We start from the raw sequence: 17,889 nt of genomic DNA on the forward strand, positions 1-17,889 counted from the left end.
AGTTATTTGGGTTTTGTTTTCGAATCTAAAATAACTCAATATGTTAATAAGAATCAAATTGAATTGGTTTTTAGGTTGGGTAGTGATTTGTACAAATAAAAAAAGGTCTCCCAAAAACTTGTTTTAGGAGACCTGAATCTTTTATCAATATATTTTTTTTTAGAGGGATTCGACTTCTTCTTTATAGGCCTTTATAGATCTAAAGATGGCAGAAGCTAGGTAACTCTGTCCTTGGGTACTATTGAGGTAACGCTCCTCTGCTGGATTAGAAATAAATCCAAGTTCTATCAAAACAGAAGGCATACTAGTGGTCCACAAAACATAAAATGGGGCTTGTTTTACGCCTCTACTGTGTCTTTGTACCCTTGTGGTAAAATCATTTTCCACTTTTGAAGCAACGGATAAGCTATTTGAAAGAAATGCTTTCTGAGTCAAATTGAACATCATATAAGATTCTGGAGAAGATGGATCAAAGCCCTCATAATTTTCTTTATAATTATCTTCCAAAACAATTACAGAGTTTTCTCTTTTTACGATATCGAAATTGGCCTCAAAGTTTTTTGTTCCCATCACAAAAGTCTCTGTTCCATAAGCTGATTTATTTGCAGCTGAATTGCAGTGTATTGAGACAAAAAGGTCGGCTTTATTTCTATTGGCTATATTTGGTCTTTCTTTCAGATCAACAGCAACGTCAGTTTTTCGCGTATAAATCACCTCAACATCGGGAAGAAGTTCTTCGATATACTTTCCGACTTGTAAAGCCACAGAGAGGGTCAAATCCTTTTCTTTTGAAATGGAACCTATCGCTCCAGGATCTCTTCCCCCATGTCCTGCATCGATAACAACTCGTCTCAATTTATATTCCGGGGCTTTTGAACCTGTTGGCAAAAAGCCTGAGAATAGAAAAGAAATTGTTAATAATGAAATTATCAGAATATTTTTAACTTGTAGGCGTTTCATAAGCATTAAATACCATTAACTTTGCTCGTTCGAAATTTATAAATTTTTAAACAAATTTGAATCAATCGGTGCGGAATATCAGGCTCCATTTATTTATTCCCATACTCTTCTGGGTTTTACCCCAATTTACAATTGCTCAAGGGAGGAAGGAAAAGCGAGTGGAAAATCCCATCGTTGTTCCTGATTCTATCTTAAACGTCCCTCCAAGTACGGATATTGAATTTGATACGCCCGAATTATCCTTGTCAGACAGTGTTCCGTCTTCCGACTCTACAAAGGTAGTGCCTAAAGGTGAAATAGAAACACTTATCAATTATTATGGTGAGGATAGTATCATAACGGATTTCAAACAAAACAAAATATTCTTGCACAAAGAGGCTTGGTTTGAATATGGAAATATCCGTTTGGACGCAGATTTAATTATTATTGACTGGGACAAAAGTGAGCTTTTTGCATCAGGGGTTACAGATTCCCTTGGAAATATTACAGGTAATCCCATTTTCAAAGAAGGAGGCACTTCTTATGAAATCCGAAAAGAGATGCGCTATAATTTCAAAACCCAAAAAGCAATCATCAAGGATGTAGTGACAGAGCAGCAAGATGGCTTACTGCGGGGTGAGACGATCAAGAAAGCTGCTGATGGGAGCATTTACATGGATCATGGATATTATACTACCTGTAATCTTGCTGAACCGCATTGGCACATCAGTGCTGCCAAAATCAAATCAATTAGAGGGAAACAGGTAGTAACAGGTCCTTTTAATCTTTATTTTAATGATATACCAACACCTATTGGATTGCCTTTTGGAATTATTCCTGATACTCCCGAGGAAAAAGCTTCAGGAATAGTTTTTCCATCGTATGGTCAAGAACAACGAAGAGGTCTGTTTCTCAGAGATTTTGGATACTATTTTGCATTCAATGATTATATACATTCAAGATTGACAGGAGATATCTATTCTAATGGTGGTTGGGGAGCAAAAGCTGCTACGATTTACAAAAAGAGATACAAGTATAATGGTAGTTTTAATGTAGATTATCAAAGTTTCAAAAGTCCCGAAACTCAAGAAAATCCACTTGATTTTACCTCCGTTTGGGTGAGTTGGCAGCACACACCTGAGTCAAGAGGCAACTCTAGATTTTCTGCTTCGGTAAATGCTGGTACTCAGAATTATAATAATCTTGTCATCAACCCCAATAATTTCGCAAATAATGTAAGGTCAGATTTCACCTCAAATATTGCTTACAGTAAAACATTCGCAGGAACACCTTTTAGCATGTCTGCGAATTTGAGACATTCTCAAAATATCCAAACAGATGAGGTGAATATTACGCTGCCAGATATCGCTTTGAACATGAATAGGCAAAGCCCCTTTCAGAATTCTAAATTTGAGCCGCTGAAGACTTTGAACGTTGCTTTGAATTTCAACTTACAAAACTCAATCAATAACAGAATTACTCCAGCGCTCGGCGTTCAAAATCTTTTGTTCCAACAACAAGATTTTGGAGAATTTGAACAGCAACAGCAAACCCCAGCCATTCTCCCTTTTAACCTAGCAAACCTTCCTCAGCTTTTGAGAGATGCAAATAACGGAGCTAGAAGTACTATTCCAATTTCATCGAATTTTACCCTATTTAAGTATTTTACGGGTACAGCATCCATGAATTATACAGAATTGTGGTATTTAGAGAAAATCAATTATTACTACAATGATGTAGAAAATAGAGTAGATAGAATTTCAGAAAATGGCTTCAATAGAGTTGGTTTCTATACTTCATCTTTTAACCTGAATACCAATGTTTATGGATTCTACACTTTCAAAAACAGCAAAAAGATAGAAGCCATCAGACATCATATGCAACCATCTTTTGGATTCAACTATACACCTGACTTCTCTGATCCATCATATGGGTTCTATCAAAATGTCCAAGTTGATAGTTCAGGTAGGAGACAATTGTTTTCGAGACACCAAGGATTTATTTTTCAAGGAGCACCATTAGGAGAATCTAGATCGCTGAGTATTTCAATCAGGAATGTATTGGAAGCGAAGATTAAAACAGAAAGTGATACAGCTGAGGTGAAGACAAAGAAAATACCTTTATTACAAACCCTCAACGTAACTACTAATTACAATTTCGCAGCTGATTCTTTTCAGCTAGCGCCAATTAATTTCAACACGAGAACATCATTTTTTGAAAATAAGCTTTCGATCAACTTGTCTGCCACTATGGACCCCTATGCAACGGGTGTGACTAGAAATTCACAAGGAACAGAAATCACTAGAAGGGTAAATAGCTTTGCGTGGAGTAGAGGACAGGGGATAGGAAGGATTCGAAATGCAAATGTGAATATAACGGGGAGTCTTAATCCTAGTAAAAATGAAAAATCTCGGGGGGAAGTGAGAGACGAGATCACCAATAACTTTTTAGCCCAAGGTGGAGAAATGAATGAATTTATTGAAAATGAAATTACAAATATCGTAAATGACCCAAGTCAATATATCGATTGGAGTATTCCTTGGAATCTTGGGTTTGGTTACAATGTTAGTTACAACAGACAAACCAATGGGAATACAAATATCACTCAAGCATTAAATATTAACGGTGATTTGAGCTTGACTGAAAAATGGAAAGTTAATTTTAACACGGGATATGATTTCTCGACATCCAAAATTACTCAGACAATGATATCCATCGCACGTGATTTACATTGTTGGCAAATGAATGTTTCTTGGATTCCTTTTGGGACTTTTACTTCGTATAATATAGATATTAGAGTTAAGTCCGCTATGATTCAAGATCTATTGAAAGTGAATAGAAGAAGATCTTTCTTTGACCGGTAGGACTTAAAAATAAAGGGGATGATGAAAACCGTAAATTTCATCATCCCAAAAAAAATGATAGGATATAAAAAAGGAGTTTAACTTCTTCCTATATATTTTCTTTTACTTTAAAAGTAAAATTTATCAAAATCACCGATGTAAAACTACAGGATTGAAAACTTTTAAAAAATACCCTGTTGTGGGTATTTTTCGAGTGAAAAACTAGAATTCACCATGTTTTTTAAAGGATATATCAAGTTTTCATGGTTTATGATCCCCTGAAGTGTTTCAAAAAAAATAAGGTGTTGGATAATCAGTCCAACACCTTATATATTTTATAGGACTCAAAAAATGAATAGTATATATTCCTATATAGAAAGAAAAAAGAAAGCAGAAAAGTTGCTTAAATCACCCATAACAAACTTACAAAGTGATTTTTTATTAAAAAATACCCTGTTGTGGGTATTTTAGTGTTTTATTTTTACAATAAAATATTTTAAAAGTATTAAAATGTTCGATTTTAGTACAGGAGGAGATATTTAATGTGGAATTTGATCAATAGGAAATTTTCAAAAAAGCATTGTTTGGGTCGTGTTTAAGATGCAGGCAAAACAGTAATTATTTGGTACATTAGTGACATGAAAGGAATTATTTTAGCTGGTGGGTCAGGTACCCGACTTTATCCTATTACAAAAGGTATTTCTAAACAGCTTTTGGCTATTTATGATAAGCCGATGATATATTATCCGTTATCAGTATTAATGCTTGCTGGTATTCGAGAAATTTTAATCATATCAACACCTCAAGACTTACCCAATTTTATTAACCTTTTGGGAGATGGCTCAGAGCTTGGTCTGTCATTTTCATACGTGGAGCAGCCTAGTCCAGATGGATTGGCTCAAGCATTTATCTTAGGAGAAGAGTTTATAGGAGAGGATGACGTTTGTTTAGTCTTAGGGGATAACATCTTTTACGGTCATGGACTCACTCAAATGCTCAAAAATGCTGTGAATACGCTAGAATCAGAGAAAAAAGCTACCGTTTTTGGATATTACGTTCAAGACCCAAATAGATATGGTGTTGTTGAATTTGAGAATTCTGGGAAAGTTATCAGTATCGAAGAAAAGCCCATAGAACCTAAAAGTAATTATGCTGTAGTTGGCTTATATTTTTACCCTAACTCAGTGGTTAAAATAGCTAAAGAGATCAAGCCAAGTCATAGGGGAGAGTTGGAAATCACTTCTATTAATCAAGAGTATTTGGAAAGAGAAAAGCTGAAAGTGGAATTAATGGGTAGAGGGTATGCTTGGTTGGATACAGGGACACATGAGTCTATGCTTGAAGCCTCTAATTTTATCCATACTATAGAAAAAAGACAAGGGCTAAAAGTAGCTTGTTTAGAAGAGATTGCTTTTGATATGGGATACATTACTGGGGATCAGTTATTGTCCTTAGCTGAGCCATTGAAGAAAAATGATTACGGGCAATATTTAATTAAAAAGGTAAATCAAAAGCGGAAATAATTGTTTATAAAATTAAACGTTACGATTCTCCCCATTGAAATCAGTAGTGATTTTATTACAAATATTCTTGCTGAAAATTCAACAGCTAACGGTGTACAACACTTTGAATAAGGTAATTAGCTAAAATTAGGTTTCTACGGCTACAAAAGCTGACCTATAAATTAAATATTATTTTTATCGGCAATGACACTAGTATTTATAACATCACTTATAACAATTCGGATTGTAGTCCTCAGCCAACTACGCGGCGGCGCACAAGAGTCAACAGATAATAGCTGATTGTAATGAACCTCAAAAAATATTAACTATGGCTGCTGATGTAAAAGTTAATCTACAATCTAAATATTTTTCAAATCAATGTTTTCTATTTTTCACAACCTTAATTCTATAAAAATTTAAGTTTGAAATGCATCTAGCGACATTTTTTTACTAAGATTAATAGGATTTACAGTAATATTTTAAGTGTTTAAAATCCTTAGATAGAATATTTTGTTATCGATTTTTTGATTTTGAAAGGCTAACTCTTTACATTTGTCCAAATAGCTTTTTATGGTGACTTTTCTAGCAATATGCACATCCTTTCTGATCGGGTTTCTTTTGACACCCATTTTGATCTTGATCCTTAAAAAAATGAAATTGATAGATGCACCGGGAGGTAGAAAAATCCATAATGGATTTATACCATCCATGGGAGGTCTGTCTTTTGTTGTTGCAACTTTCATTGCAGTTTTAACATGGTTTTCTCTCAAACAAATGATTGAAGTAAGATTCTTTTTGACTGCATTTGGTTTGGTATTCATGTTGGGACTAAGAGACGATTTGGTAGATCTTACAGCATGGCAAAAGCTTCTTGGTCAGTTTGTTGCAGCATACATTGTTGTGGTTTTTGGAGATATCCGATTTACGAGTTTATATGGATTTCTTGGCATTTATGATATTCCTGAATTCATCAGTTATGCCATTACTATCTTTACAATCATAGCCTTAACCAACTCATTTAATTTAATAGATGGATTGGATGGATTGGCAGGTTCCATCAGTGTCGTTACGTTTACATTCCTCGGTTGGTGGTTTATGCAAGCAGACATGACCAGTTATTCTATGTTTGCTTTTATATTAGTCGGTGGTGTTTTGTCTTTCTTAGTCTTTAATTGGCATCCTGCAAAAATTTTTATGGGGGACACAGGTTCTTTGAGTCTAGGTTTTGCACTGTCTGTCATGACCATTTTATTTGTAAATACAAATGGGACAATGAATGATTATCAAGGGTGGAAATTCACTGCTCCTTTAGCATCTGGGCTCGCACTTTTGATTATTCCTATATATGATACTTGTAGGATATTTACCAAAAGAACCTTGAAAGGAAAATCTCCTTTTGCGGCAGATAAAAGCCATATACATCATTTTATGATGAGAATGGGGCTAAGGCATGATCAAGTCACGCTATCTTTAGTTCTTATCAAAATTATCTTTATAGGATTAATGTTTTTAGGTTCGGGGTGGAACGATCATATTTTGGTGCCCCTTTTCGCACTAACAGCAGTATTTCTTGGGCTAAGACTAGATGTGATCACTTTGAAAAGAGTAAAAGTTATACAAAGTCAAACTCCTCCAATTCTATCATTAAAGCAAAGGAAAAAGTCCAGTCACAAGCCTACTGTAAACCAGAAGATATTAAAGAAAGTCAATATTACAGATAACTAATTTTATTATTTAATGTCAGTTTTTATTGACAGTTTATCTTCAAGTATAATTTTTTATTCAAAATCATTGTAATTATTCAGGATTCTAGTACTTTAGAGTTTGATAAAATTCAAGTCATAAATGTCAAACCCTATTTTATTGTCTTCTCCATTGTTTGAAGGGAATGAACAAAAGTATGTTGAAAGCGTACTCAATTCTCCTTACATTTCAGCAGGAGGGGACTTTTTAAATGAGTTTGAAAATGGCTTTTCAGCTAGACTCTTTCCACATCATCTAATAGCTTTAAACTCAGGAACTTCAGCCATTCATATTGGCCTAATGCTTCTCGGCGTACAACCTGGAGATGAAGTAATCTGCCAGTCATTCACTTTCTGTGCATCAGCTAACCCCATAGTATATCTTGGAGCGTTGCCAATTTTTGTTGATAGTGAAGAGGAAACATGGAATATTTGTCCTGAAGCATTAGAAAATGCAATTAAAGATCGTTTGTCAAAAGGGAAAAAGCCAAAAGCAATTGTTGTTGTAGACCTTTTTGGTATGCCAGCAAAGTATGATGAATTATATGCTATTTCGCAGCTTTACGGTATTCCAATTCTTGAAGATGCGGCAGAGTCCTTAGGTTCTTTGTACAAAGGGCAAGTCTGTGGATCACTTGGTGAAATAGGTATTTTTTCATTTAATGGGAATAAAATAATTACAACTGGAACTGGAGGAGGATTGATTTCTGATAATCCGCAAATTTTGGAAAGAGCAAGATATCTAGCCTCACAAGCTAGGGAAAAGGTTCATTATTTTGAGCATCATACAGTTGGCTATAACTACAGGATGGGAAATGTTGCAGCTGCAATTGGCAGAGCACAATTGGAAACTTTGGATCAAAAAGTAGAGCAGCGAAGAGAAGTCTTTCAAAGATATAAAATGATGCTATCAGGATTTGAAGGAATTTCTTTCTTGGAAGAACCCGATGGATTTAAATCTAACCGTTGGCTTACTACCGTACTTATAGATCCACAGATCACTGGATTTGACAGAGAGGACTTAAGATTAGCTTTTGAAAAAGAAAATATTGAAAGTCGTTATCTTTGGAAACCACTTCATTTGCAAGTAGCATTTAAAGATTCTCCTTATTACGGTGGTAATGTTGCTTTGCAGGTTTACGGAAAAGGCTTATGTTTACCAAGTAGTACTCATCTCACAGGAGAAGAACAAAAGAGAGTCGTTCAGACCATTGCCCAACAATATCAAAAAGTATCAGATTAAAATGTACAGGATTTACGGTAAGAGAATATTAGATATTTTAATGGCAGCAGGATTATTTCTGTTGTTTTCACCAATATTCCTTTTGATTTGGTTGATATTGATGATTTCCAATGAAGGATCCCCCTATTACCTTCAAAACAGACCAGGTTTAAATGGTAAGATCTTTAAGATATTAAAGTTTAAAACAATGAAAGATGTATTTGATCAAGAGGGCAGGCCTCTTTCGGATGCACAAAGAATTACTAAAATTGGAGCCTTCATTCGAAAAACTTCGTTTGACGAATTACCACAACTTATAAATGTACTTAAAGGTGAAATGAGCATGGTGGGACCAAGACCGCTATTAGTAGATTACCTTCAGCTTTATGATGAATCTCAATCAAAGCGTCATGATGTTAAACCAGGAATAACCGGTTGGGCTCAGATAAACGGCAGAAATTCTATAAACTGGCAAAAGAAATTTGAATTAGACATTTGGTATGTCAACAACTATCATTTTCTATTAGATTTAAAGATTTTGGTCTTGACATTTTTTAATGTAGTTCAAGGAAAAGGTGTTTCACAGCAAGGCCATGTGACGGTAGGACCATTTGCTGGTAATCAAGTTTTAAAAACATAAATAATATTATGTATGTCATCGGGGCTTCAGGCCATGCAAAAGCGCTTTTGGACTTATTGATAGATCAAACCATAGTCAAAGGGATTTTTGATGATAATTCTGATATTAAACGGCTCTTAACCCATGAAGTAACATCGCCGATTCCAAAGTATTTACCAAGTGATGCTCCTTATATTATTGCAATTGGACAAAACACGATCAGGAAAAAAATAGTAACAACGCAGCTAAACGAGCACAGTTTTTTGAATGTCATCCATCCATCTGCTATTTTGTCTAACAATATAAGTATCGGACTTGGGAATGTCGTAATGGAACTAGCAATTGTGAAAATAGGATCAACTATAGGTAATCATGTGATTTTGAATACCAAAGCAAGTATAGACCATGATTGTACAATTGAAGATTATGTACATATTGGGCCAGGTTCTACACTCTGTGGTGGCGTTAAAGTATCAGAGGGGACACTTGTTGGTGCAGGGTCAGTGATTTTGCCGAATATCGAAATCGGCAAATGGTGTACCATCGCAGCGGGAAGTGTTGTACATCAATCAGTAGCAGATGGACAGACTTGGATTGGCAAATCATTAAAAGTTAATAAATACTAAGAGAAGTTTAATTTATTGTTTAACTAAATCTTGAAATCAAATTTAAATTCAATTCTAGTATATATTTCAAAAAAGCTTTTTAAATTCAAGGATTGTTAATAAAAGGAACAATTTAAGTAACAAACTGATGGAGCTTTTAAGAAATTTAAGAATTATGCCTAAAGGTCTGATTGCGGCAATTGATTCTAGTATTTTTCTTCTTGCTGCATTTTTAGGTTATCTAATAAAATTTAATTTTGAGTTTACTTTTTTAGATGATCAGAATAACTTTTTTGGAATGGTATTTTTTGGTTTCGGAGGATTAATTGTCATGCTTATTACTAAAAGTTATGACGGTATTGTAAGACTTGCAGGCCTAAAAGATGTAGTGATTTTATTCAAAACGGTTGTAATTACCATGCTACTTTTAGCATTGGTAAATTTTATTTCCATAAATGTTTTTGATCTCGCCATTATCATACCCACTTCAGTATTGATCATCGCTTCACTGATTTCCATGGTTTTTTTGGTTATTTACAGATTTTTGGTCAAAGAGCTCCTGATATATGCTAAATCCAGAACTTTAGATAAAAATTTCCGGATCGGGATGATTTTTGGCGCTGGTGAAGCTGGTACCATCACCCACGAAGTTATAAAGAGAGATAGTAAAACAAACTTAATTATTTTTGGCTTTCTTGATGATGATCCAAAGAAAGAAGGCAAACAGATAGATGGAAAAGTAGTTTACAAAGGTCTAGAAAGGCTATCGGAACTTGTTGATAAACATGGGATTACTGAGTTAGTAATTGCAATCCAAAATTTATCTGTCCAAAGAAAAAGAGAAATAACGGATGAATGTCTAAGGCTCAATCTTCATGTAAGTATTGTACCACCAATAAATCAATGGGTAAATGGTGGACTCGAAGCACAAGCCATTAGAGACGTAAAGATCGAAGATTTGCTTGGTAGAGATCAAATATCTTTAGATAAGTGTAATATCAGCGAAGAATTAAGAGAAAAAGTAGTGTTGGTAACAGGAGCCGCTGGTACAATCGGAGGCGAATTAAGTAGGCAAATTGCGCATTACAATCCTAAACTCTTGATATTATTAGATCAAGCTGAATCCCCGTTATATGATCTCGATCATGAATTAAAAGATCTAGGTATATTCTGTCCTTATAAAATTATCCTTTCGGATATTAGAGATAGGAGAAAAATGAATAGTATTCTAAGAAAATATAGGCCTCAAGTTATTTTTCATGCTGCAGCTTATAAGCATGTTCCAATGATGGAAAACTATCCTGAGGAGTCTGTAAAGTGTAATATTTTAGGGACTCAGATATTGGCAGATTTGGCAGTGATGACCAAAGTAGAAAAGTTTGTACTCGTAAGTACGGACAAAGCCGTGAATCCTACCAATGTAATGGGAGCCACCAAAAGAGCAGCAGAGATTTATGTTCAATCCTTGAATTTATTTTTAGAAAAAAATCATAAAAAGGACTACACTAAATTTATAACTACTCGTTTTGGTAATGTTCTAGGGTCAAGTGGATCTGTAATTCCTCTATTTAAAAATCAAATCTTAAAAGGAGGGCCTGTTACAGTAACACATCCCGAAATTACAAGGTACTTTATGACTATTCCTGAGGCTTGTCAGCTTGTTCTTGAAGCTGGCGCAATGGGTAAGGGTGGTGAGATTTTTGTTTTTGATATGGGGCAGCCTTTGAAAATCTTAGACCTTGCCAAGAAAATGATTCAGTTGAGTGGTAAAAAAGTCAATGAAGAAGTTAAAATTGTCTTTACGGGCTTACGAGAAGGCGAAAAACTATTTGAAGAACTACTCAATGATTCCGAGACAGTAAAAATAACTCATCACCCTAAAATCCTGATTGCCAAAGTTCATCCGTCTAATTTTTCAAAAATTGAAGGTCAGATCTCTATGTTTTATAAACTGATAGAGAATAATTCTGAAATAGACATTGTCACTCACCTGAAATCTATTGTTCCTGAATATGTGAGTAATTCCTCTCGCTTCGAAATTCTGGATCGCTTAAATTAATTCAGCGTAGAAGTGTTATTATTGTTTCTTTGAAAAAGGATTTTATGTTACTTGAATATCTTTTCGTGATTTAATTTCTAATTTTATGATCTTATCTAAACTTCTCAACTGATGAATAAATATGTAAAAATTGGAATAATCGTGTTAGTCGTAATCCTGACCGCTGTTGGTTATTGGAGGTATTTCTTTGTGTTCAGCGAAGGAGTGAAAGCCGGTAACCTAAATTATTTTGAGAAAAAAGGATTTGTTTTCAAAACATGGGAGGGAAGACTCGTTCAAGAGGGTTTTCAAAGTCCCAGTGCAGGAGCATTACAAAGCAATGAGTTTAGATTTAGCGCTGAGAGTGATGAAGTAGCACAAAAACTAGAAAGAGCAAGTGGAAGATTTGTAGAGCTGAGATACAAAGAATATCTAAATCCAGTTCCTTGGAGAGGTGCCAGCAGTTATGTGGTGATAGAAGTTCTCGACGTAAGTGAACCTCAAAAAGAGAATAGTCAAATGCCTTTCAATTAAAAATTTTGCAAAATAAAACTACCCAAGAACTTTCCTGAATGTCAGGTTGATTCTTGGGTTAATTATTTTGTTGCTTTTGGGGATTTGATGTTCCCAGAAATGCTGAGTTTCTCCCTGCATCATGAGTAAAGATCCATGCGTCAATAGAATTGACTTTTTATCTTTTTTCGTCTCATACTTTCTCAGTTGAAATTCTCTACTAATTCCAAAACTTACAGAGGCTATTGTTGGATTTTCTCCAAGATTTTTTTCATTATCTCTGTGCCAACCCATGCTGTCTTGCCCGTTTCTATAATAATTCAGTAAGACATGTGTAAAATCTGTATTTGATAACGTTTCTACTTTTGCCTTAATAGTTTGTAATATTTCATTCCAAGGATAAACCTTCATGATTATCCCAGAATAACCATAAGCAACGTTTGGATCACCGTATAGCGCTGTTAGCCTAGGCTGCATTATTTTTTTTCCAAACATCCAAATAGGCTCCTGCTTCCATTCTATATTTTTTATCAAATCCGACATGATTTGATCACTTTCTTCTTGAGAAAAAAAAGAAGGATAATAGGTCACATCACCATCTGTATTGATGATTTGACTTGATTTTTCATTTGGAAAAAGAGTGTTTTGCATTTGATTAGATTTATAACCCTACTCGGACTGGTGGATTAGAAATTCGTCAATCGACCAACCAAACGTAGTCTTCATAGCCTTCTTTGACCATCTTGTCTTTTGGGATGAAGCGCATGGCAGCAGAATTCATACAATATCTAAGTTGAGTTGGTTTGGGGCCATCATAAAATACATGACCTAAGTGAGAGTCACCTAATTTGCTTCTAACTTCAACTCTGATCATACCATATTCATAATCTGTTGGTTTATCTATCAATCTAGCATCTATTGGCTTTGTGAAGCTTGGCCATCCTGAGTAAGATTCATATTTGTCATTAGAGCTGAATAATGGAGCGCCAGAAACTATACATACATAGATTCCCTTTTCTTTATTTTCATTATAATCATTAGAAAAAGCAATTTCAGTTGCATTATTCATGGTCACTTCATACTGCAGATCATTTAATTTTTGCTTTAAAACCGCTTGAGAAGGTTTTGTGTACTTTTTGTCAAGGTTGACAGGCCAGTGTTCAGCAATGAACGCATCTCTTCCTGAGCCTTTTCTGTATGCATAATATTCAGCGGGATTCTTTTTGTAATAATCTTGGTGATAATCCTCAGCAGCATAAAAAGCATCAAATTTGATGATTGGGGTCACCACTGGTTTACTAAATCTTCCTGATTTGTCTAAATTTTTCTTTGATGATTCAGCAACTTGCTTTTGTGACGAATTATGGAAGAATATTGCAGATTCATACTGAGAACCTCTATCATAAAATGATCCTCCAGCATCCGTGGGGTCAAATTGCTGCCAAAAAATATCCACTAATTCAGAATAACTGATCACTTCGGGATTAAATTTTATTTGAACAGCTTCTTTATGACTTGTTTTACCTGCGCTTACATCTGCATAGGATGGATTTTTTTCTTTTCCACCTGAATATCCTGATACTACAGATATAATACCATCAATTCCCTCAAAAGGAGCCTCAATGCACCAAAAACACCCGCCTGCGAATGTCGCTAGTTCAGTTGGGCCGGCGTACTCTTCTTCTAGATTTTCATTGGAAGTGCTCTCTTCCCCATTTTTTGCTTCAGAACAAGAAATTAGACTGATACTGAAAATTTGAGTCAAAATGATCAGGGCGATTTGATATGTTTTTTTCATAAAATTATTTCGTTCATATTTAATTGTTGAAAAAAGGCATGATTTTAGTAAATGCTTTTTTCAATAGTAGGTATTATGGTTCTAAAACCCTAAGAGGTTTAGATTGTTTTGTGAAGGTATTCTTGTAACTCCTTTGAAACATACGCAGTCAAAATGATTTGAGTTCATGAGCCAATACCTTTTTGTAAGAATTAAAATAAAAGTCAATTTATTGCGGTAATTTTATATGTATATCTATTTCATTTTCAGTGGCCAATAATAATATTGCATGAAGTTTAATTCAAATAGCTTTAAATGATTGACTGGAGATAATTATTCCCTTGCTGATTTCATTACGGATAATCATATGATCGCATTTCATTTCTTTAGAAAAATATCAACAAAATTATAAACCATGGACAGACTTAGCAAAATCACCTTAACGCTCTTTATGTTTCTTATTATTTCTATTTCTTCGTTTGCACAGTCCAATTCTGGCTGGGGTATCAAGGGAGGATTGAACTACAATTCAAACGGAAAATACTTTAGGGATGCTGAGCTAGTTTTAAGTGATCCTTTGAATAATTGGGGGTATAACTTGGGGCTTTTCGGGAAATTTGAAGCAGGGCCATTATTCGTGAGACCAGAAATAATTTACACTCAATTGAATTCTGAAATTAATGCTATTCAATTTAGAACTGAGCGACTTGATGTACCTCTCCTTGTTGGTCTAAATGTTTTAGGACCAGTTATCTCAGTGTTTGCTGGGCCCGCTTTACATTATACGATTGAAGATAACTTGAAATCAGTCGGGTATGAAAAATATAATTTGGGTTACCAATTTGGGATAGGTTTGAATTTCAATAATCTTGGGCTTGACCTGAGATATGAAAGAGAATTGAATGATCAAAATATTGATATAGATAATGTTTTTACAGGAGATGGGGATTTTAAATATCAGCAGATCACTATAAATATGAGTATTAAGTTTTAAGTAAATTGCTTTTAATTTAGGAAAAACACCAAAGTCTAAATTCATTTTCGATTAGAGAAAGGCGTTAAAATCACAGATTTTAACGCCTTTGTTATTTTATAAAAGATCAAGAATATAATTTGCCTTTAAAGTTGACCAATCAAACCTATTAAATCCCGATTATAGAGTGATGTTTTGATGAGGACTTTTGAGCCTGTATTTTTAGACTAGGTAAAAAATCAATTGATTATGAAAAAAATATACTTGATGCTGCTAGCGGTAATGACTTTTACAGTCAGCTTTGCGCAGCAGATTCCCTCTCCAAAGGAGCATTTTGGATTTGAAATAGGGGATGATTATAAATTAGCCACTTATAAAGCTACTGATGATTATTTCAGAAAAGTTGCAGAGCTTTCTGATAGGGTAAAATTCGTAGAAATTGGCCCTACTGAAGAAGGAAGGCAAATGCCAATGATGATTGTGACTTCTCCTGAAAATCACAAGATGCTGGATAGGTATAAAGAAATATCGCAGACTCTTGGGAGAGCTGAGATTTCCGAAGCTGCGGCAAGAAAATTATCAATCGAAGGAAAGCCTGTGGTTTGGATTGATGGTGGATTGCATTCTACAGAGACTGTTGCATCGCATCAGTTAATCGAGACCTACTATCAATTGGTTTCTCGAAACGATGAAGAAACTCTTCGATTACTAGATGATTTGATCATCCTATTGGTTCAAGTGAATCCTGATGGGCAAGAGATCGTGACCAATTGGTATATGAGTCAGGAAGATCTTAACAAGAGAAATATGAGAACCCCATACATGTATCAGAAATATGTAGGGCATGATAATAACAGAGATTTTTTCATGAACAACATGAAAGAATCAACGAATATTTCGCTTCAGCAATACGTTGAGTGGATCCCCCAAATCATTTACAATCATCACCAAACTTCTCCAGCAGGTACAGTTGTAGCTGGTCCTCCTTACAGAGATCCATTTAATCACGTGTTTGATCCATTGATCATGACAAGTTTAGATGGTGTGGGTGCAGCGATGATCAATAGATTGAATGCTGAAGATAAGCCTGGATATACGCGTCTTAGTGGTTCGGTATTTTCTTCTTGGTGGAATGGTGGCTTAAGGACAACCCCTTATTTTCATAACATTATTGGGATATTAACAGAAACAACAGGTAGTCCGACTCCTTCTGAAATACCTCTTGTTCCAAATAGATTGATTCCTACACATGCTACACCGTTCCCAATAGAGCCTCAGGCATGGAATTTCAAAAAATCTATCGACTACTCTGTTTCCATGAATTATGCAGTTTTGGATTACGCAAGAAGAAATGCGGATGCTTTATTGTATAATATTTATAAGATGGGTAAAAATGCCATTGACAAGGGAAATACAGATACTTGGACAAAATATCCAAAAAGGGCAGCTGCTATCACTGAAGCATACAATACTGACAGAGAAGGAGAAAGTAGTGGGAGCAGAAGAGGAGGAATTCCCTCAGAATACTTCGATAAAGTTTTTAAAGATCCAAATTTAAGAGATCCAAGAGGTTTTATTTTATCTGCTGACCAAACTGATTTCCCAACTGCGGTGAAATTCATCAATGCCCTGATTAAATCAGGAGTTTCTGTTCATAAGGCAACTGCTGACTTTACCGTAAATGAAAAAAATTATCTTTCAGGATCCTATATTGTGAAAACAGCGCAAGCTTTTAGACCACATGTTTTAGATATGTTTGAACCACAAGATCATCCAAATGATTTTCAGTTTCCAGGTGGACCTCCTGTAAGGCCATACGATGCTGCAGGTTGGACACTAGCGTTTTCTATGGGAGTTGAGTTTGATAGGATTTTGGATGGGTTCGATGGCCCTTTCCAAAAACTTGCTTACGGAGAGATCCAACCAATGCCAGCTCAAATCTTAGAAGCTGGTTCAGGATATTTGTTAGATGGAAGAGTGAATAATTCATTTATAGCAGTCAATGATCTATTGAAAGCAGGAATTGCTGTAGAGAGAACAACTAAGGAAATTGATGGCCTACCAGCAGGTTCTTTTTATGTTCCTTCAAAGGGGCGCACCATTCTACATCAAGCAGCAAAGGAATATGGAATTGATCCCAAAGCAGTCTCGAAGCCAAGTGGGACTACCAAAGTAACACCTTCTAAAATTGCATTATTTGATTACTATGGTGGTTCAATGCCATCAGGATGGGTAAGATGGATGTTAGAACAGTATAATTTTGCTTTTGAGGTAGTTTATCCTCAAGAAATCGATAAGGGGAATTTAAATACTAAATATGATGTGATTTTGTTTATTGGTGGAGGAATTCCTGGTTTGGGAAATTCTACTTCTCGAAATCAAGCGAACCCCGAGGATATCGATGCTCAGTATCACTCGCTCTTAGGAACACTATCCACTGACGTCTCCATCCCTGCAATCAAGGATTTTATGGAGAAAGGTGGTAAAGTAGTTGCCGTAGGTGCTGCTACCACACTTGCATATCACTTAGACCTACCAGTCAAAAATGCTTTGGTAGAGACAACAGCTGATGGTAAAGAAAGAAATCTAACTGGAGATAAATATTATATTCCTGGAAGTATTCTGCGTGCTAATATCGATCAAAATAGCGCTGTCAATTTAGGCATGCCATCCACTGCAAATATGATATTCAATAATTCTCCTGTTTTCAAATTAACTGAAGATGCTTCTGCAAAAGGAGTGAAAGCTTTAGCCTGGTTTGATGAAAGCTCTCCATTAGTCAGTGGTTGGGCGTGGGGCGAAGATTATCTCAAAAACGGTGTAGTTGCTTTTGAAGCTCCTGTTGGAAAAGGTAAACTTTATGCATTTGGCCCTGAGATAACCTTCAGAGCTCAGGCACATGGTACTTTCAAGATGCTTTTCAATAATTTATATGAGACCAAATAAGGAGAACTGGTAAACTTATTTTATTAAACCAAAAAGAGCTTTTCCGCAAGGAAAAGCTCTTTTTGGTTTAATCTAAAATCTAAAATCTAAAATCTAAAATCTAAAATCTAAAATCTAAAATCTAAAATCTAAAATCTAAAATCTAAAATCTAAAATCTAAAATCTAAAAT

Annotated in this window: 13 protein-coding genes; 10 read left to right on the forward strand and 3 right to left on the reverse strand. The window is 35.1% G+C overall.

Annotated elements, in window-relative coordinates; all coding sequences use genetic code 11:
* Nucleotides 1-159: 159 nt before the first annotated feature.
* Nucleotides 160-960, reverse strand: a complete 801-nt coding sequence (locus tag IEV57_RS06365) for an N-acetylmuramoyl-L-alanine amidase family protein (RefSeq protein WP_188440767.1) — start codon at nucleotides 958-960, stop codon at nucleotides 160-162.
* A 68-nt stretch (nucleotides 961-1,028) separates the two neighbouring features.
* Between IEV57_RS06365 and IEV57_RS06370 the strand changes: the two genes are divergently transcribed.
* The 8 genes from IEV57_RS06370 to IEV57_RS06405 all read left to right on the forward strand — a co-directional run bounded on the left by IEV57_RS06370 (nucleotide 1,029) and on the right by IEV57_RS06405 (nucleotide 12,044).
* Entirely contained in the window at nucleotides 1,029-3,803 is a 2,775-nt protein-coding gene (locus IEV57_RS06370; protein ID WP_373282216.1) for a putative LPS assembly protein LptD, read from the forward strand.
* Between the two features lie 617 nt (nucleotides 3,804-4,420).
* Complete coding sequence (rfbA, locus tag IEV57_RS06375; RefSeq protein ID WP_188440771.1) at nucleotides 4,421-5,305, forward strand: glucose-1-phosphate thymidylyltransferase RfbA; 885 nt, start codon at nucleotides 4,421-4,423, stop codon at nucleotides 5,303-5,305.
* Between the two features lie 630 nt (nucleotides 5,306-5,935).
* Nucleotides 5,936-7,009 (forward strand): MraY family glycosyltransferase, encoded by a 1,074-nt coding sequence (locus tag IEV57_RS06380; RefSeq protein ID WP_308419868.1) that lies wholly within the window; start codon nucleotides 5,936-5,938, stop codon nucleotides 7,007-7,009.
* Nucleotides 7,010-7,129: 120 nt separating this feature from the next.
* Nucleotides 7,130-8,269, forward strand: a complete 1,140-nt coding sequence (locus tag IEV57_RS06385) for a DegT/DnrJ/EryC1/StrS family aminotransferase (protein ID WP_188440775.1) — start codon at nucleotides 7,130-7,132, stop codon at nucleotides 8,267-8,269.
* 1 nt (nucleotide 8,270) lies between these two features.
* Nucleotides 8,271-8,888: a sugar transferase gene (locus IEV57_RS06390; RefSeq protein WP_188440777.1), complete on the forward strand. Its 618-nt coding sequence runs from the start codon at nucleotides 8,271-8,273 to the stop codon at nucleotides 8,886-8,888.
* Between the two features lie 8 nt (nucleotides 8,889-8,896).
* On the forward strand, nucleotides 8,897-9,493 hold the full coding sequence (locus IEV57_RS06395; RefSeq protein ID WP_188440779.1) for an acetyltransferase: 597 nt from the start codon (nucleotides 8,897-8,899) through the stop codon (nucleotides 9,491-9,493).
* 127 nt (nucleotides 9,494-9,620) lie between these two features.
* The gene (locus tag IEV57_RS06400; RefSeq protein ID WP_188440781.1) at nucleotides 9,621-11,531 is read left to right on the forward strand and encodes a polysaccharide biosynthesis protein; all 1,911 of its coding nucleotides are present in this window, start codon (nucleotides 9,621-9,623) and stop codon (nucleotides 11,529-11,531) included.
* A 111-nt stretch (nucleotides 11,532-11,642) separates the two neighbouring features.
* Complete coding sequence (locus IEV57_RS06405) at nucleotides 11,643-12,044, forward strand: hypothetical protein (protein WP_188440783.1); 402 nt, start codon at nucleotides 11,643-11,645, stop codon at nucleotides 12,042-12,044.
* An 18-nt stretch (nucleotides 12,045-12,062) separates the two neighbouring features.
* Here the strand turns inward: IEV57_RS06405 and IEV57_RS06410 are convergent, their stop codons facing one another.
* The gene (locus IEV57_RS06410; RefSeq protein ID WP_188440785.1) at nucleotides 12,063-12,674 is read right to left on the reverse strand and encodes an alpha-ketoglutarate-dependent dioxygenase AlkB family protein; all 612 of its coding nucleotides are present in this window, start codon (nucleotides 12,672-12,674) and stop codon (nucleotides 12,063-12,065) included.
* Nucleotides 12,675-12,720: 46 nt separating this feature from the next.
* Nucleotides 12,721-13,821 (reverse strand): peptide-methionine (S)-S-oxide reductase MsrA, encoded by a 1,101-nt coding sequence (msrA, locus tag IEV57_RS06415; protein WP_188440787.1) that lies wholly within the window; start codon nucleotides 13,819-13,821, stop codon nucleotides 12,721-12,723.
* Nucleotides 13,822-14,215: 394 nt separating this feature from the next.
* On the opposite strand from msrA, the gene IEV57_RS06420 reads away from it, so the two are divergent.
* Entirely contained in the window at nucleotides 14,216-14,794 is a 579-nt protein-coding gene (locus tag IEV57_RS06420) for an outer membrane beta-barrel protein (protein WP_188440789.1), read from the forward strand.
* Between the two features lie 228 nt (nucleotides 14,795-15,022).
* Entirely contained in the window at nucleotides 15,023-17,719 is a 2,697-nt protein-coding gene (locus tag IEV57_RS06425) for a M14 family metallopeptidase (RefSeq protein WP_188440791.1), read from the forward strand.
* The last annotated feature ends 170 nt before the right edge of the window (nucleotides 17,720-17,889 follow it).

Source organism: Belliella aquatica, assembly GCF_014637795.1.
Classification (GTDB): Bacteria; Bacteroidota; Bacteroidia; order Cytophagales; family Cyclobacteriaceae; genus Belliella; species Belliella aquatica.